The organism is Paraburkholderia sp. MM5477-R1, from assembly GCF_050436385.1.
Lineage (GTDB): Bacteria > Pseudomonadota > Gammaproteobacteria > Burkholderiales > Burkholderiaceae > Paraburkholderia > Paraburkholderia tuberum.
Genome location: NZ_JBNDMC010000003.1, coordinates 98,364 through 114,817, shown reverse-complemented (window position 1 = coordinate 114,817; position 16,454 = coordinate 98,364). Strand labels below are relative to the sequence as shown.

Sequence of the window (16,454 nt, the reverse complement as noted above, 5' to 3'; positions counted from 1 at the left end):
TTACCGCCCGCCCGTTTTTTCCAGGCGCGCCAGCTTCAGAAACCGGTAGTACACCGTCTCCGCATTGAACAGCGCGATCATCAGCCCGGTGCGGCCATCCAGAAAACCGCGCCGCAGCAGATAAGTCCGCACGAACGCCCACAGGCCGCGCCCGAGCGCGAGGCGAATGCTGCCTTTCTGCCCGGCCTCGTAACGCTGCCGCGCGCCGGCCGTCGAATACGCGTCGAGCTTGCGCAGCACACCCTCGTAGTCCTCGTACGAGTAGTGCATCAGCTTGCCGGCGAGGCGTTGCGCGGGCGTGTCGAACACGAGGCGCTCGTGCACGAGGTCGTCGGAGAAGCGCGCGGTGCCGCGTTTGAAGAGGCGCGGAATCCAGTCCGGATACCAGCCGCTGTGATGGACCCAGTGGCCGCAGAAACTCGACAGACGGTCCACCGCATAGACGTCGGCGACGGGCGCGGCGAGCGTCGCGCGAATCGATGCGGCGAGTTCCGGTGTGACGATTTCGTCGGCGTCGAGCGACAGGATCCAGCTGGTGGTCAGTGCATCGACCGCGCGGTTCTTTTGCGGGCCGAAGCCCGGCCAGTCCGTCTGTTCGATGACGCGAGCGCCGTGCGCGCGGGCGATGTCGGCGGTGCCGTCGGTGCTGCCGCCGTCGATCACGACGATCTGGTCGGCAAAGGCCACGGCTTGCAGGCATTCGGCCAGCCGCGCCGCCGCGTTCCGGGTGATGATGGCAACGCCAAGAGTGGTTTCTTGCATACCTGAGTTGCGTGGAGGACGAAGTGACGGAGCGGGTCGCGACCCGGCAATCGAGCAGCGAGTATACACATCTCATCCGTCCCCACACCACGGCGCCGATCCGCCAGGCGTTGCGCGCATGCCGTCGCGCGCCGAGCGCCGGCCGTCATCTGCAACCGATTACAATGCTCTTTTTTGATATTTCACGTGGCCGCCCGATCATGCGCCGCGTGCTCGCCGTTCCGCATTTCCAGAGGATTCCTTGAGCGCGAAGCCAACGTTAAGCAAACCCATGGGGGCAGGCGATGCGTCGTCGCCGGCCGTCGTCCTGCGGCGCCTGTGGCCTTTCATCAAGCCGCTGCTGTGGGTCGGGGTCGGCGCGATCATCGCGATGGCGGTGAGCGCCGGCACCGACGCCGCCATTCCCGCGCTGCTCAAGCCGCTGCTCGACAAGGGCTTCGGCTCGCACGCAGTCGACAAGACCAAGTGGCTCGTGCCGATCGCGGTGATCGGCCTCGCGCTGATTCGCGGCGTGTCACAGTACGCGTCCGGCTATCTGCTCGCGTACGTGTCGAACAAGATCCTGCTCGAGCTGCGTCTGAAGATGTTCGACCGCATGATCCACACGAGCGTCGCGTTCTTCCAGCGCGAAACCGCGAGCACGGTGATCAACGCGATCGTCTTCGAGGTCAATCAGATCCTGAACGTGCTGCTGAGCGTGATGGTCACGCTCGTGCGCGACTCGCTGACGGTGATCTTCCTGCTCGGCTATCTGTTCTATCTGAACTGGCGTCTGACGTTGATCGTCGCGGTGCTGCTGCCAGGCATCGGCTGGCTGGTCGGCAAGATCAATCGCCGGCTGCGGCGACTGAACCGCGAGCATCAGCTGCTCACCAACGAGCTGTCGTATATCGTCGAAGAAACGGTGGGCGGCTACAAGGTCGTCAAGGTGCATAACGGCGAGCAATACGAGACGGACCGCTTCACCGCGATGAGCCGGCGCCTGCGCGGCTACGCGATGCGCATGACGGTCTCCGGTGGCCTCGCGCAGCCGTTGACGCAGTTCCTGGCGTCGATCGCGCTCGCGGTCGTGATCACGATCGCGGTGGTGCAGTCGTCGTCGGATCAGACGACGGTCGGCGGCTTCGTCGCGTTCGTCACGTCGATGCTCCTGATCATCTCGCCGCTCAAGCATCTGATGGACGTGAACCAGCCGTTGCAGCGCGGCATGACCGCGGCCGAGCTGATCTTCGGCCTGATCGACGAGCCGGCCGAGCCGGAAGGCGGCGGCAAGCCGCTCGCTCACGCGCGCGGCGAGGTCGAGTTCCGCGACGTGTCGTTCATCTACGGCACGAACTCCACGCACAACCGCCATACGCTCGACCAGGTGTCGTTCAAGATCGCGCCGGGCGAGATGGTCGCGCTCGCGGGGCCGTCGGGCAGCGGCAAGACCACGCTGGTGAATCTGTTGCCGCGCTTCTTCGATCCGACCGGCGGCGCGATTCTGGTCGACGGCGTCGCGCTGCCCGAATACGACCTGCATGCGCTGCGCAGCCAGATCGCGATGGTGAGCCAGGACGTCGTGCTGTTCAACGACACCATCGCGCACAACGTCGCGTACGGTCAGGAAGTCGATGCGGAGAAGGTCAAGGCAGCGTTGCGCGCGGCTAACCTGTGGGACACCGTGCAGGCGATGCCGCAGGGCATCGAGACGCTCGTCGGCGACAACGGCATGATGCTGTCGGGCGGCCAACGCCAGCGTCTCGCGATCGCGCGCGCGATCTACAAGAACGCGCCGATCCTGATTCTCGACGAAGCGACGTCGGCGCTCGATTCCGAGTCCGAGCGCCACGTGCAGGCGGCGCTCGAAACGCTGATGAAAGGCCGCACCACGCTCGTGATCGCGCACCGTCTGTCGACCATCGAGCGCGCCGACCGCATCCTCGTGATGGAGGCGGGGCGGATCGTCGAGCGCGGCAGCCATCGCGAGCTGCTCGAGCACGACGGCTTGTACGCCCATCTGCATCGCATCCAGTTCCAGCAAAGCCCGGTTTGATCCGGCACATTGCGAACGGCGGGCGCGGGCCAGTGTTGTGTTTAAGTCTCAATTTATTGCGCTTTTTCGGCGCTAATCGCATGCTGGCGGGCAATCACGGTCCGCCTCGCGGAAATCGACTGCCATGTCTCACGACGATCCGAGCAAGCCGCTCGTCTCCATCGCGCTCGCGACGTACAACGGCCGCACTTATCTGCCCGAGCTGCTGGCTTCGCTCGAAGGGCAGAGCTGGCCCCATCTCGAAGTCGTGGTATCCGACGACGCCTCCTGCGACGGCACCCGCGAACTGCTCGCGTCCCATACGGGACGCGTGCCGGTGCGGCTCGTCGGCGATGGCACGCGGGCCGGCATCGTCGGCAATTTCGAGCGCGCGCTCGCCGGCTGCCGCGGCGACTACATCGCGCTCGCCGACCAGGACGACGTCTGGGCGCCCGAGAAGGTCACCGATCTGATGCGCGAGCTGCGGCGCGTGGAAAGCGCGGGCGACGCCGCCGCGACGCCGGCGCTCGCGTTCTGCGACATCGAGCTCGTCGACTCGACGCTGTGCTGTATGTCACGCTCGCTGTTCGATATCACCGCGAAGTCGGGCTGCGCGACGCGACTGCGCGATTTTCTGCTGAGCAACCATGTGCCCGGCTGCGCGATGCTCGTCAATCGCGCGACGCTCGAACGCGCGCTGCCGTTCCCGCCCGGCATCGTGATGCACGACTGGTGGCTCGCGATGGTGGTCGCGTCGTTCGGCGAGATTCGCCACGTCGCGGCGCCGCATCTGAAGTATCGGCAGCATGACGGCAATGCGGTCGGCGCGAGCGCGACCAACGAGCGCGGCGCGGCGCGCGACGAATGCGGCGCCGAGGCGGCACGACGGCGCGGCGCGAGCCGGCAGCGGCAGATCGAAGCCATCGCGGATCAGGTGCGGGTGTTCGCGCGACGCTTCGGCGCCAAGCTGCCCGTCGATGCGCGTCACGACATGTATGCGTTTTCGCGCGGTGTCGCGAGCTGGCGTGGCGCATTCGAGTTCGTGATGATCAGCCACACCGGCGAGACCTTCGTGCGCTCGGTGAAGATCCTGCGGCGCTTGCGCGCGAGCGTGCTGAGCTTCGGCGTCGAGGTGCGAAGGCCGAGTCTCGCGCGACGCTTGCGGCAGCGGCGGGGCGCGTCGCGCGGACTTTCGTGACCGATGTGGCGTCGCCAGGCACCGCGAGATCCTATCGTCGTCTTCAGGCCTTTCTGCCCCGCACGACCCGCTTGATCCAGATGCCCGGCGCGTAGACCATCGGGCAACTCGCATACAGGAACATCCGAATCCGCAGCCCGAGCTTCACGCCGGTGCTGCGCGTCACCAGCCCGAGGCGTTCGCCGAGGCTGCCCGCTTCGAACATCGCATGGATGAACTGCTCGCGCGCGAGCTTCGGCGCCATCGCCGCGCGCATGCGTTCGCCCACACCGGCGATCTGAGCGTCGCGCTGCAGTTGCGCGAGCTCCGCGAGTCCGTAGCGATTGCTTTGCCGCATCCGCGCGATCAGCTCGTCGACCGACCGGTAGCGACGCTTGCGCGAAAGTCCGCCGCGCCGATAGCGCACCAGCGGCTCGCGCAGACTGATCGCGCCGCCCGACAGGATCGCGCGCAGCACCATGATCTGATCCTCGGCCGCGGCGCCCGGCAGCATCGGCCCGAAGCGCTCGATCAGGCGTCGCGACCACGTATGTGCCGCGCCGATCAGCCATGGACGCTCGACGAGCCAGTCGTCGAAGCTGCGATAGCGATCGAGCTCGGTCGGGCTCACGCGCTCGTGCACGTGACCCGCTTCGTCCATGTCGGCGAGATCGGTGGCGATCAGGTCGGGGCGGCGCCCATGCGCGAGCCAGCAGTCGACGACGCGCTCGCAGCGCTCGGGCGTCGACATGTCGTCGCCGGCGGCGACGAACAGCAGTTCGCCGTGCGCGAGCTGCGCGAGTTGCGACAGGTGCGCGCTGATGCCCTGGTTCACGGTATTGCGCCGTGCGATCACGCGATGCGGGCCCGCGTAGCCGGCGAGCGCCGCTTCGATCGCGGCGTAGGTGGCGTCGCTGGACGCGTCGTCGGAGACGATGATTTCGAGCGGCTCGTAGGTTTGCGCGAGCGCGCTGCGCACGGCGTCGCCGATCTGCTCTGCCTGGTTGTAGGCGATCAGCAGCATCGAGACGAGCGGGCGGGTGGTGTCGGCGGTTGCGGCGGACGGCGGACTGTCGGTCATGGAGTCGGGACGAAGGCGATTGGCCTAGATTCTAGCCGCTGACGGCCGCGCCGCGCGACGCACGCGGCAAACCCGGGCACCCCGAGCTGAGCCCGGCGAAACCCATCCTTTACAATTGCCGCTGCCCCGAAACTGCGCACCCACGGCCTCGCCCGCGCGTGCGCCTCACCGAGAACGATCCTTGTCAGAGCCAACCCGCGACGCAGCCCTCGACCCGAACCGCCGCCCCCTCACCGACATCGCGCTGACCGCCCAGGCGCTGAAGAACAGCGGCGGCGCCGAGCGTTACACGCGCGACGTGATCGCCGGCCTGCATCGGATGGGTTTGCGCCCGACGCTGTTCGCGCGCGAGATCGACCGCGCGCTGCCCGAGGCCGCGTGGATCGATGCGCAGCCGCTCGACGTACGCTGGGCGCCGCGCAAGCTGCGCAACCTCGCGTTCGACTGGCGTCTGAAGCAGCGGTTGAAGCGGCATCGTCCGGCGTGCGTGTTCTCGATCAATCACTCGACGCATGCCGACGTCGCGTTGTGCGGCGGCACGCATCCGGGTTCGCTCGAAGCTGCGGGCCGCGCGCCGCGCCGCAGCGACGAATGGCAGATCGAGCTCGAGCGGCGCGTCTACACGCGGGCGCGCTCGATCGTCGCGCATTCGCAATTGATGAGCCGCGAGTTGCAGCGTTTTTATGACGTGCCGGCCGCGCGGATCGACGTGCTCTATCCGCCCGTCGATACCGCACGCTTCAGGCCGCTCGACGCCGCCGCGCGCGCGGCCGTGCGCCGCCAGCTCGGCGTGCCCGACGATCGCGTGATGTTCGTGTTCTCGTCGACGAGTCACGAGCGCAAGGGCTATCCGCTGCTCGAAGCGTTTTTCTCGCGCACGACGCTGCCGGTCTGCCTCGTCGTCGCGGGACGCCCGGTGCCGAAAACCGGCGACACAATTCGTTACGCGGGTTACAGCAAGGAGATCGAGAAATTGTTCGCGGCCGCCGATTTCACGGTCGTCGCGTCGGCGTACGAGCCGTTCGGGCTCGTCGGCGTGGAGTCGGTGATGTGCGGCACGCCGCTCGTGATCGCCGACAACGTCGGCTCGGCGGAGACGGTGACCGGTGCCGTGAAGATCGAGTTCTCACGGCAGACCGCGGGTAGTTTCGAGCGCGCGATCGAGCAGGCGGTCGAGCGCGTGAAGAGCGGCGCCGCGCGCATCGCGACGCCGCGCGACAGCCTCGTGTACGACCCGAGCGTCGACGCGCACGTCGCGGCGCTTTACGAGGTGTTCACGCGGGGATGAGGGCGGCGCTCCGCGCTCGGGTTGCCGCTTCTCGTCAAATCAAAATCAATCGCGCGGCTGCGTCTCGCGCACGACCGCGGCTGGCGCCGCCGGCGTGGTCCGCGCTTCGCTTCGCAACTCGCGCTTGCGTGCATCGATCACCGCCAGCAGCGTCGCCACCAGCGAGGCGAGCAGCACCGCCACCATCATCGGCACCAGCACGTCGATAGTGAGCCCGAAGATCACCGTGCTCGCCGCGACCGCGAGACCCGCGTACGACGCGGCGCGAATCGCCGGATCGGTCGCATGCCGGTGTCGCCAGAAATACACCGTGATCCCGTAGTAGAACAGCAACAGGCAGATCACGCCGACCGCGCCCATCTCGGCGAGCGTCGAGAAAAAGTCGCTATGCGCGCGCTCGTTGACGATCTCGGCCTTCACTTCGCCGCGCTTCGCCATCACGCCGAGCTCGTCGACCAGATGGCCTTTGCCGACGCCCCACACCGGATGCCGCTCGAACATCATCCGCGACGCGTTCCACAGTTGCAGGCGCAGGCCGGTGGCCGTGTCGTCCTCGCCCTTGCGCATCATCGACACGTCGTTCGGCACCTCGGCAAAGCGTTTCTGAACCCGTTCGGTCGACAACAGACCGCCCGCCCCGATCACGATGACGAGCGTCGCGATCAGCAGGCGCTTCTTGTGCGTGAACCAGTGGTACTGCATGCCGAGCAGCACGACGAACACCGGCACGGCAACCCAGCCGCCGCGCGAGCCCGACAGAAACGATGCATAGCCGCCCGACACCAGCGCGAGCACGCGCGGCACCAGCACGCGCCAGTCGCGCGGGTTGTCCCAGCCAAGCGTGAACACCGACAGGAACCCGAGCAGCAGCGCGGTATCGCCGAACGGAATCGCGTTCGTGTACGAGTTGTTCAGGCGGTTCGCGTCGGTCCAGCCGCCGGGCGGCTGATCGATGAACGCCCATGCGCCGACCGCGAGCGCGCCGGCCGCGCAGCCCCAGCCGATCAAGCGCAGATTGCGCGACGGCAATTGCCGCAGCAGCAGGAACACCAGAAGCGCGAGCACGAAACGCGACGCATTGTCGAATTCGCGTGGCAGCCAGTAGCCGAGCACCAACTGCTGCGCGCCGATCCCGACGACGAACGCGAGCATGCCGGTCGTGAACCAGCGGTAGGTCCGCAACGCGGAGAAATAGCCCGGCATGCGCCGGTTGACGATGGCCGCGCCGAGCGCGAGCGCGACGAGCGCGAAAAAGCAGTAGCCGGTGCCGCCGCGCCACATCAGATTGACGGCGGGCGCGAGAAACAGCAGAGCCGACGTGAGCCAGACCAGACTGGAAGCAAAAATCATAGGTCTACGTTATCGATGAAAACACTACCGTTCCGGTGGTGAAATTGCAGGGGGTGCCGGACCATTTGAGTTTCTCAAGACGGTAGAGCGATCCGGATTATAACCATGCGCTTCCTTGCGAAATGCTTGCTGCCGCACGCGGGAAGGTTCCGCTGGTCCGCGGCATGCGGGTGGGGCGGGCGGCGTCTGTCGTGCGAGCAGGCGGGGGCGGTACAATCGCGCGACATTCATGGCCGGGGCGCGGCGCATGCCGCGCCCCGCGCCCAGCTCAACGGACCGACTCGATGTTCTCAATCATCATCCCGACCTGGAACAACCTGCCTTATCTGCGCCTCGTGATCAAAAGCCTGCGCCGTCATTCGACGCATCCGCACCAGCTCATCGTGCACGTGAACGACGGTTCGGACGGCACGCTCGCGTGGGTGCGCGACGAGGGCATCGAGCACACGGCGTCGCCCGGCAATATCGGCATCTGCCACGCGGTCAATATCGCGGCGGCGCGCGCGACGCAGGACTACATCGTCTACATGAACGACGACATGTACTGCTGCCCCGGCTGGGACGACGCGCTCGTCAAGCGTCTCGCGCAGATGCCGGCCGACAACCTGTTCATGTTGTCGGGCACGATGATCGAGCCGGTCGATTCGGGCAATCCATGCGTGGTCGTGCGCGACTTCGGCCGCGACGCGCAGGCGTTTCGCGCCGACGAACTGGTCGCCGCCGCGGCCGGTCTCGTGCGCGCCGACTGGCGCGGCGCGACGTGGCCGCCGACGCTCGTGCATCGGGACTGGTGGTTCAAGGTGGGCGGCTACAGCAGCGAACTGAGCCCCGGCATGAGCAGCGACAACGATTTCTCGATGAAGCTGTGGGACGCGGGCTGCCGCGTGTTCGTCGGCGTCGGCGACAGTCTCGTCTATCACTTCCAGCAGAAGAGCACCGGCAAGATCGTGAAGAACGACGGGCGTCGCCAGTTCCTCAACAAGTGGGGGATGACGCAGGCGACCTTCGACCGCTATTACCTGCGCCGCGGCACCGCCATCGACGGCACGCTCGCGGTCAGCGAGCCCGAGCGCACCGGCCGGCTGCGCCGTGCACTGCTGAAGTCGCGCATCAAGCGCGCGTTGGGCTGACGGGCGGCGAGCCGAAAACGGCTGATTGACGCGCTGCGTGTGTCAAACGCCGCGCGTTACGAGCGGCAGCACCGTCAGATCCGGATGCGTGCCGTCGACGATGCTGCGTCCCACGTGCACCGCTTCGGAGAGCGCGTCGGCCAGGCTCGCGAAGCTCTCCTCGCCGTCCGCGTGAAACGGAACCGCATGGCCGGGAAGCTGGGGGTTGGCGCCCGGATGGCAGACGTAGCCTAGATACGTGTAGCGGCTGTTTTTCGCGGCCGCATCGGCGGCATGCGCCGCGTCGGGCGGATCCTTCGCGACAGGTGACACGTGTATCTCGAAGCCTTCGTATTGCACCGTCTGCCAGCTTGCGGTTTGGTCGGCCATGACCGCCTCCGTCTGGGCCTGTCCTATCCAAAAGTCTAGGTGATTTGCCGCCAAAACGCGCGGGCGGCCGGCTACCGTCAAACCATGACGGCTTCGACTATGGAGGCGCTCCTGGGAAGTGGGTTGATGAAGCGCATTCTGCTGAGATCGGCGACGTTTTGATAATTGGGCCGCAGTTGGAGAGATTTTCGTTTAATTTTGAAATTAGGCGGTCTGCAGGATCGCGTCCGCCAGAACGCCCCGGCTGGTTCTCCTCGGATAAAATGTTGCGCTTTGCCTAAATCCGACTTCGCTCATGTGGTTCAAAAACCTTCAGCTGCACCGTCTGCCCGCGCCGTGGTCCGTTAACCCTGAACAGATGCAGAAGTGGCTCGCGCCGTACGCGTTCGCGCCCGGCCAGAGCATCGAGATGCAGGCCCAAGGCTGGGCGCCCCCGCGCGACGGCGACTCGCTGGTCTACGCAATGAACGGTCAGATGCTGCTGACGTTCCGTGCCGAGAAGAAGCTGCTGCCCGCGTCGGTCGTCACCCAGGTCACGCGCGAGCGCGCGGCCGAGCTCGAGGAGCAGCAGGGCTTCAAGCCGGGCCGCAAGCAGATGCGCGACCTGAAGGAGCAGGTCACCGACGAACTGCGGCCGCGCGCGTTCAGCATCCGCCGCGATACGCGCGTGTGGATCGATTGCACGAATGGCTGGCTCGTGATCGACGCGGCGTCGCAGGCGGTCGCCGACGATGTGCGCGGTCTGCTCGTCAAGTCGATCGACCAATTGCCGCTGATGACGGTGCGCGTCGCGCAGTCGCCGGTCGCGGCGATGACCGGCTGGCTGCTCGACGGCGACGCGCCGGCGGGTTTCACGCTCGATCAGGACACCGAGCTGCGTTCGCCCGCCGAGGGCAACGCGACGGTGCGCTATGTCGGGCATGCGCTGGACGCCGAAGACATGCGCCGCCATATCGAGGCGGGCAAGCAATGCATGCGGCTTGCGATGACGTGGAACGATCGCGTGTCGTTCGTGCTGACGCCGTCGCTGACGATCAAGCGCGTCGCGCCGCTCGACGTGCTCAAGGAAGCGAGCGACCCGACCGCGCAGAACGACGACGAGCGCTTCGATTCCGACGTCGCGCTGATGACGGCCGAGCTCGACCGCATGCTGCGCGATCTGCTCGATGCGCTGGGCGGCGAGCAGGGCGAGCAAGGGTTCGCGTTGCCGCAGGCCGTCGCGGCCTGAGCGTCAGATTCTCGCGCTGTCGAGCGCTTCGACGAGGGTCCAGTAAGGCGTGATCGAGCGCAAGCGGATCGGGTAGGTCCGCTGCAGCAGCGCGAGCGTCGCGTCGGTATCGGTGAGCTGATAGATGCCCGACACGCGCAGATCGGCGACGTCGTCGGCATAGCGCAATACGCCGGCGTGATAGCGCGCGAGTTCGTCGACGAGATCCGCGATACGCATGTTGTTCGCGTAGAGCAGGCCACGCGTCCACATCGCCTCGCGCGGGTCGAGCGCTTGCGGCGCCGCGACGCCGAAGCGTGTCAGCGTGCACCGTTGGCCTTGTGTCAGCACCAGCGCCGCGCCCGATGCCGGCCTCACCAGCGCGTCGCCGCGAAACGCGGCCACGCGTGTGAAACTATCCCCTTGCCTCACGCTGAACTGCGCGCCGCGCGCTTCGACGACGCCTTCGGCCGTCTGCACGAGCAAAGGCGCATGAGTCGTTCGGGCGCCCGGTGCGCCGCCAACATCGATCACGGGCCGCACCATGATTTCCCCTCCGAGCAGATCGACGCGCCGAACCTTCGCCTCGAACGCGGCGTTGATCGCGCTCGCGCTGCCCAGCGTGATCTGAGTGCCGTCCGCCAGCAGCACGTTGTCCAGTTCGCCAGTCGCGGTGCGGAATTCGGCGGTCCACATCTGCCACGGCAAGCGGCTCGCGAGCCAGCCCGCGGGCGCGGCGATCGCAAGCCCCGAGAGCGTTTTCAGCGCGCGCCGCCGTCCCTGCGATACGCCGGCAGCATCCGCGTCTTCGCGTAGCCCGGGGCCGACGTCCGCGGGCACGGCGCCGGTTTCGCGCCGTAATTGCTGCGCTCGCCGAAGCATTTGGCTAAAGATGCGGTACTCCGGACGCATTTGACAAATGTGATTTAAATTGAATTTAGCAGATCGGGATTTAAAGATTTATATCTGTTAATAATGATTTGCGGCGGATACTCGGATCGAGTTCACAGCGAATTGACTCAATACCTTATCCTAAGCGGAAGCGTGGGCCCCGATTGCGTCAGGGCATGCAGACCCATTGTCATCGATACAAAAAATTTAGGCTATGTGTGGATCGTTAATTTTCGTGAATTCTTAAGCAGAAATGCGGCTAATTGCGCTGCAATAGAACGTGGCATTTTTGTCACGAATTACAGCGTGCCGGGTTTAGCTGACGAGCGTGTAAATCTGATGAAACTCTTCGCATGCGCACGGCGCTGACGACGGTCTGCGCACAGCCGGCCACTCATGAACCCCGGTAAAACTCCGTGCGCTGCCGCACCTTCGATGCAGACGAAAAAACGACAGGCGTATCAAAGGCTTGCGGATTTTTCCGGGAAGTTATGCACAGATTTGCCAACAAAAACTGTGGGTAACTTCGAGCGTGTCGTCGCGCGTCGAAGCGCCGTTAGTCTTCGAGCGCCCACGCGCGCCTGCGGCGCAGCAGCGCCGAGCCGATCGATACCGCCGCGCCGATGCCGCCCATCGTCAGCGACAGCGCGACGATCAGTGGGCCGGTTTGGGTGCTTGCCGAGAACACGCCGACGAGCAGGCCGGCGAGCGGCTGCGTCAGGTTGTTCAGCAGAATCGCGACGCCGATGGTCTTGCCGTAGTCCTCGGGCGGGATGATCTGCAAACGCGCGCTGCGGATGTAGACGTTGAACATCTTGTCGAAGCCGACGATCAGCAGGAAGCCGAGTGCATAGCCCCACGGCGACGCGCTCGCGCCTGCGATCACGCCGCCCGCGCAGATCGTCACGAATGCGACGACACCGAGCACGCGCGCCGGCCATCCGGCGCGCGCAACCGTCAGCAGCACCAGCACCGTGGCGAGCGCGCCGGCCGTTTGCAGACCGGCGTAGTAGCGGCTCGATTGCGCATGCAAACCCGTCACCATCGCCGCCGACGTCGCAAGCGTGACACCGATGACGAGGTTCTCCGCGGCCGCGAGCATGATGACCTTCTTCAGGCCCGGCAGCGTCCACACGTGATCGAGCGCGATGCGCAGCGGCGTGGTCCAGCGGGCGGCGGGCGTGAGCGATCGAGCGGACACAGGCGAAGGCGCGCGAAAGCCGCTCAGTCGCTGCCAGACGAACAGTGCGGCGTCGGCGCACAGAAACAGCACACCGGTCGCGGCGACCACCCATTCCCAATGCCACACACCGAGCAGCAACGCGGCGAGCATCGGCCCAAGCACGAAGCCGAGCTGATCGGCCAGTTGCGAATACGCGAGTACCTTCTGGATCTGCTGTGTGCTGAAGATCTGCGGCAGCATCACCTCGCGCGCGACGAGCCCTTGGCTCGTCAGCACGCCGCACGCGGCCGACAGCGCGATCAGCCAGCCGATGCCGCCGAACAGCGCATACGCGGCGATACCGCCGAAGCATGCGAGCGCACGTACCGCCTGGCTCAGCCGCATCAGGCGCAGCGGTGCAAAGCGGTCGCAGAGCGCGCCGAAGAACGGGAACACGAGGTAGCGCGGCAGCGTTTCGATGAAAAACGCGAGCCCCGACCACGAGACCTGGCGCGTCGTTTGAAACACCACGAGCGGCACCAGGAAGAGCAGGATCTGATCGGCGAGACGCGCGATGAATAGCGAGCAGAAGAAGGCCTGATGGTTGACGCGCACCGTGGTTGTCTCGCCGTGTTGGGGTCGAGACCGATCCTATCAAAAGATCGCGCGGGCGAGGCGGGGCGCCCGCTGGCCGCCGTCCTATTCGCCGCGATACGCCTGTTCGAGCGGCGCGATATCGAGCTTGACCATCTTCATCATCTGCGCCATCACGCGGCTTGCCTTTGCGCGATCCGGGTCGCGCAGCATCTGCAGCAGCACGTTGGGCGCGATCTGCCACGACACGCCGAAGCGGTCCCGCAGCCAGCCGCAGGCCCACGGCTCGCCGCCGCCGTCGAGCAGCTTCGACCAGTAGCGATCGATTTCCTCCTGCGAGTCGCAGTGCACGAACAGCGAGATGGCCGGCGTGAATTTGTATTGCGGGCCACCGTTCAGCGCCATGAACTCCTGGCCTTCGATTTCGAAGGTGACGGCGACGACCTTGCCCGCCGGTCCTGGGCCGGCGTCCGTGGCGTGCAGCGTGGTGGCGATGCGCGACGCCGAAAACACCGACGTGTAGAACTCCGCGGCTTCTTCCGCATTGCCGTCGAACCACAGGCACGGCGCGATTTTCTGCATGACGTTGCTCCTTCGGGACTGGTGTCGGTGGGCGTGGGCGTGCGATTGCCCGACGCCCATCGGCCGCTCACTTCTTCTCTTGGGACGAACACTCCATCGCGGCCATCGCCTGCTGGATTTCCTCGGCGCTCAGGTCGCGCTTGTGCGTCGCGAGCGACCAGTTGTGGCCGAACGGGTCCTTGACCTGGCCGTAGCGGTCGCCCCAGAACATGTCGGTGACGGGCATCGTGACGGTCGCGCCCGCGTCGACCGCCTGTTTGAAACTCGCGTCGACGTCCGGTACGTAGTGGTGAATCGTGACCGGCGTGCCCTTCAGCGTGTTCGGGCCGAAGGTCTGGTGCTCGGGCCATTCGTCGGTCAGCATCAGCATGGAGTCCCCGATTTTCAGGGTCGCGTGCATCACCTTGCCGTCGGGGCCCGGCAGACGGATCTGTTCGACGGCGTTGAAGGCTTTCGTGTAGAACGCGATCGCTTCGGCGGCGTTCTTGCAGATCAGGTACGGCGTGAGCGAGTGCATCCCGTCCGGGATCGGTTTGGCTGCGGCGCTGGACATGACGGTGACTCCTTGAAGTAACGGTTCCTCAGGGGAAAGACCGGCTGCATGAGCTGGGTCTTCAACGTTACGACGAGTTGGTCACCGTCGGGTCGACACTCCGAAAAAAATATTTTCAGGCGCGGGGGAGGGCGGCCCGCCATTTATCCCGCCGGATTGTCCTCGTCCGCCGGCGGCGCGGACGGCGCCGTGCTGCCCGCCGGCGCGCCGAGGATGCTGATCTGGAACGTGGGCGTCGCGGCGAGCGACTGCAGCGTCGCGTCCTCGGGGATGCGCTCGTCGAGCGGCAGGATCACCGAGCCGCCGATGACCGCGCGCCGGCTGTTGTCGGCCGGGCGCAGGCCCCACACGTCCTGATAGACGACGGGGACCGTGGCGCCGTTGCGCGTCGTGTTGCCGAGGTACAGCATCACGTGGCCGCCGATGTAGATCAGCGTGCGCAGCGGCACGCCATGCCGCGCCAGATAGTCGAGCCGTTCGGCGGGTGTCGACTCCGACAGATCGACCATGCGACCGGCGCTCATCTGCGTCGACGAATGGCGCGGCAGCCACACGCCGAACGCGGCGAAGATGCTTTGCAGTTCCGACGAACAGTCGTTGTAGAGCCCGCTATTGCCCCAGCCGTACGGCCGGCCGATCAGCGCCTTCAACAGCGTCGCGAGATGGCGCGGCGTCGCGGCGAGCGGCATCGGCGTGATCTGCGTGGCGTCGAGCGACGCGGTGCGGATCAGCGCGCGGCCGTCGACGTCGCGTGCGGGAACGAGGAGCTGGAGTGTGCCTGCATTGGTGCTGGTCGCGGCTGGCGATGCCGAGGCACCCGCCACCAGCGGCAGCATCGTCCCGGCCGGGGCAGCGAAGCGGAACACGCCGTGGCTGTCGTTGACCGCCGCCGACGCGACGATCACCGCCCCTAGCGACTTCCCGGCCGCCGCGCGCCATTGATCGATGAAACCATCGTCGGCGAACGCGACGCCGTCGCTGCGCACCCAGCCCTGCACGTCGGGCGTCTGCACGTAATGCCACGCGCCGTCGACGCTGCTACCGAGCACATAGAGCGGCGTGCCGGGTCGCACCGCCGAGATCTGCAGGTTGTCGAACGGATAACCCTCGCCGGCCAGGCGATGGTCGTAGAACGACGGATCAGTGGTAGGCAACTCGCGCACCATCAGGTTGCCGGTCGCGATCGCGCGCCGCTCGGGCTGATAGACCGGCGTTTGCGTGAACTGCGCGACGTTGATGTTGCGCGCGATCGCGTCGATCCACGCCTTGTCGTGCGGCCGGAAGTTTTCGCCGTAACCGATGATGCTGCCACGCTTGCCGGTGTTGTCGAACCTGTCGATGCGGCGCTGTTGCAGTGCGGCAATGTCCTCGCCCTGCTCGCGAAACACGCGTGTCGTCACCCAGGCGGGATTCCACGGCGACGGCGCGTTCTCGCCCGTGCCGAAGTAGCGCGCGAACAGCGCGTCGAAATGTGCGCGCTGCTCGGCGGCGCTGAGAAACGGCCGATCGTAGTCGGGGCTGTTCGGATCGAGCCAGTGATCGACGTTCTGGTCGTAATGGGCGAGCGAAAACAGCGTGACGTTGTCGACGAACGCGTGCGTGCCGCGCGGCGGCGTTGGCGTGCTGCATGCGGCGAGCATCGTGACGGCGACGCACAGCACGACGGCGCGGCAGGCACGGCGGGAGAGAACGGCGACGGGCATAAAGATTCGGCGTATGAGGTGCACGGCCAAGATGATACGGTGTCGGCGATGCGCACGGCGCATCGGATGTTGGGCGGGGACGCGCGCGGCTTCGATTACACTCGCTTTATCCGCCCACCCGCGCGTCGCCACGCGCGACAATCGCCAGGGAGTCCGCCATGAAAACCAGCGCACGCAATCAGTTCAGCGGCGAAGTCACCGACGTCAAGCACGGTGCCGTCAACGACGAAGTCACGCTGCGCACGCCGGACGGTCTCGAGGTCGTCGCGATCATCACGCACGGCAGCGCGAAGTCGCTCGGGCTGGCGACCGGCAAGCAGGCGTTTGCGCTCGTGAAGGCATCGTCGGTGATCGTAATGGTCGATGTCGCGAGGCAGCAGGTGTCGGCGCGCAACTGCATCGAAGGGACCGTCGCGGCGGTGACGACGGGCGCCGTCAATTCGGAAGTGACGATCAGTGCTGGCAGCGCGCAGATCGCGGCGATCATCACGAACGACAGCGTCGAGCGCCTCGGCCTCGCGAGCGGCAAGGCGGCGACGGCGGTTTTCAAGGCGTCGAGCGTGATCATTGGGGTCGATCAGTAAAAGGCCC

General features: G+C 66.2%; 15 protein-coding genes. 6 read left to right on the top strand and 9 right to left on the bottom strand.

Annotated elements, in window-relative coordinates; translation table 11 throughout:
* On the bottom strand, positions 1-762 hold the full coding sequence (locus OKW35_RS03835; RefSeq protein ID WP_429491397.1) for a glycosyltransferase family 2 protein: 762 nt from the start codon (positions 760-762) through the stop codon (positions 1-3).
* A 241-nt stretch (positions 763-1,003) separates the two neighbouring features.
* On the opposite strand from OKW35_RS03835, the gene msbA reads away from it, so the two are divergent.
* Both msbA and OKW35_RS03825 read left to right on the top strand, forming a co-directional pair.
* Entirely contained in the window at positions 1,004-2,797 is a 1,794-nt protein-coding gene (msbA, locus tag OKW35_RS03830; RefSeq protein ID WP_090803670.1) for a lipid A export permease/ATP-binding protein MsbA, read from the top strand.
* A 124-nt stretch (positions 2,798-2,921) separates the two neighbouring features.
* Positions 2,922-3,974 (top strand): glycosyltransferase family 2 protein, encoded by a 1,053-nt coding sequence (locus OKW35_RS03825; RefSeq protein WP_429551273.1) that lies wholly within the window; start codon positions 2,922-2,924, stop codon positions 3,972-3,974.
* A 43-nt stretch (positions 3,975-4,017) separates the two neighbouring features.
* Here the strand turns inward: OKW35_RS03825 and OKW35_RS03820 are convergent, their stop codons facing one another.
* Positions 4,018-5,034, bottom strand: coding sequence for a glycosyltransferase family 2 protein (locus OKW35_RS03820; RefSeq protein ID WP_429551272.1), 1,017 nt, complete (start codon positions 5,032-5,034; stop codon positions 4,018-4,020).
* 181 nt (positions 5,035-5,215) lie between these two features.
* Between OKW35_RS03820 and OKW35_RS03815 the strand changes: the two genes are divergently transcribed.
* Positions 5,216-6,322 carry a glycosyltransferase family 4 protein gene (locus OKW35_RS03815; RefSeq protein WP_184059412.1) on the top strand — a complete coding sequence of 369 codons (1,107 nt, stop codon included), beginning with the start codon at positions 5,216-5,218 and terminating at the stop codon, positions 6,320-6,322.
* Positions 6,323-6,367: 45 nt separating this feature from the next.
* On the opposite strand, the gene OKW35_RS03810 is transcribed toward OKW35_RS03815, so the two are convergent.
* On the bottom strand, positions 6,368-7,672 hold the full coding sequence (locus OKW35_RS03810) for an O-antigen ligase family protein (protein ID WP_429551271.1): 1,305 nt from the start codon (positions 7,670-7,672) through the stop codon (positions 6,368-6,370).
* A gap of 284 nt (positions 7,673-7,956) precedes the next feature.
* Between OKW35_RS03810 and OKW35_RS03805 the strand changes: the two genes are divergently transcribed.
* Positions 7,957-8,802, top strand: coding sequence for a glycosyltransferase family 2 protein (locus OKW35_RS03805; protein ID WP_429551270.1), 846 nt, complete (start codon positions 7,957-7,959; stop codon positions 8,800-8,802).
* Positions 8,803-8,844: 42 nt separating this feature from the next.
* On the opposite strand, the gene OKW35_RS03800 is transcribed toward OKW35_RS03805, so the two are convergent.
* Entirely contained in the window at positions 8,845-9,171 is a 327-nt protein-coding gene (locus tag OKW35_RS03800; protein WP_429356853.1) for a hypothetical protein, read from the bottom strand.
* 295 nt (positions 9,172-9,466) lie between these two features.
* On the opposite strand from OKW35_RS03800, the gene OKW35_RS03795 reads away from it, so the two are divergent.
* Entirely contained in the window at positions 9,467-10,399 is a 933-nt protein-coding gene (locus OKW35_RS03795; RefSeq protein WP_090803682.1) for a recombination-associated protein RdgC, read from the top strand.
* A gap of 3 nt (positions 10,400-10,402) precedes the next feature.
* Here OKW35_RS03795 and OKW35_RS03790 read toward each other — a convergent pair whose 3' ends face one another.
* From OKW35_RS03790 to OKW35_RS03770, 5 genes are all read right to left on the bottom strand, one after another.
* A complete protein-coding gene (locus OKW35_RS03790; protein WP_429551269.1) occupies positions 10,403-11,218 on the bottom strand; it encodes a FecR family protein in 816 nt (271 codons plus the stop codon).
* A gap of 607 nt (positions 11,219-11,825) precedes the next feature.
* Positions 11,826-13,046, bottom strand: coding sequence for an MFS transporter (locus OKW35_RS03785; protein WP_429551268.1), 1,221 nt, complete (start codon positions 13,044-13,046; stop codon positions 11,826-11,828).
* Positions 13,047-13,130: 84 nt separating this feature from the next.
* Positions 13,131-13,607 carry a VOC family protein gene (locus OKW35_RS03780; RefSeq protein ID WP_184059400.1) on the bottom strand — a complete coding sequence of 159 codons (477 nt, stop codon included), beginning with the start codon at positions 13,605-13,607 and terminating at the stop codon, positions 13,131-13,133.
* 67 nt (positions 13,608-13,674) lie between these two features.
* Positions 13,675-14,160: a VOC family protein gene (locus OKW35_RS03775; RefSeq protein ID WP_429294861.1), complete on the bottom strand. Its 486-nt coding sequence runs from the start codon at positions 14,158-14,160 to the stop codon at positions 13,675-13,677.
* 143 nt (positions 14,161-14,303) lie between these two features.
* Positions 14,304-15,863, bottom strand: coding sequence for an SH3 domain-containing protein (locus OKW35_RS03770; RefSeq protein WP_429551267.1), 1,560 nt, complete (start codon positions 15,861-15,863; stop codon positions 14,304-14,306).
* A gap of 158 nt (positions 15,864-16,021) precedes the next feature.
* Between OKW35_RS03770 and OKW35_RS03765 the strand changes: the two genes are divergently transcribed.
* Positions 16,022-16,447, top strand: coding sequence for a TOBE domain-containing protein (locus tag OKW35_RS03765; RefSeq protein ID WP_184045857.1), 426 nt, complete (start codon positions 16,022-16,024; stop codon positions 16,445-16,447).
* Positions 16,448-16,454 lie beyond the last annotated feature (7 nt).

Bases quoted from the DNA above. Each gene is read 5' to 3' on its own strand.
- OKW35_RS03820 (WP_429551272.1), bottom strand. From the start codon at position 5,034: ATGACCGACAGTCCGCCGTCCGCCGCAACCGCCGACACCACCCGCCCG.
- OKW35_RS03775 (WP_429294861.1), bottom strand. From the start codon at position 14,160: ATGTCCAGCGCCGCAGCCAAACCGATCCCGGACGGGATGCACTCGCTC.
- OKW35_RS03765 (WP_184045857.1), top strand. From the start codon at position 16,022: ATGAAAACCAGCGCACGCAATCAGTTCAGCGGCGAAGTCACCGACGTC.
- OKW35_RS03770 (WP_429551267.1), bottom strand. From the start codon at position 15,863: ATGCCCGTCGCCGTTCTCTCCCGCCGTGCCTGCCGCGCCGTCGTGCTG.
- OKW35_RS03795 (WP_090803682.1), top strand. From the start codon at position 9,467: ATGTGGTTCAAAAACCTTCAGCTGCACCGTCTGCCCGCGCCGTGGTCC.
- OKW35_RS03810 (WP_429551271.1), bottom strand. From the start codon at position 7,672: ATGATTTTTGCTTCCAGTCTGGTCTGGCTCACGTCGGCTCTGCTGTTT.
- OKW35_RS03780 (WP_184059400.1), bottom strand. From the start codon at position 13,607: ATGCAGAAAATCGCGCCGTGCCTGTGGTTCGACGGCAATGCGGAAGAA.
- OKW35_RS03825 (WP_429551273.1), top strand. From the start codon at position 2,922: ATGTCTCACGACGATCCGAGCAAGCCGCTCGTCTCCATCGCGCTCGCG.
- OKW35_RS03835 (WP_429491397.1), bottom strand. From the start codon at position 762: ATGCAAGAAACCACTCTTGGCGTTGCCATCATCACCCGGAACGCGGCG.
- OKW35_RS03805 (WP_429551270.1), top strand. From the start codon at position 7,957: ATGTTCTCAATCATCATCCCGACCTGGAACAACCTGCCTTATCTGCGC.
- OKW35_RS03800 (WP_429356853.1), bottom strand. From the start codon at position 9,171: ATGGCCGACCAAACCGCAAGCTGGCAGACGGTGCAATACGAAGGCTTC.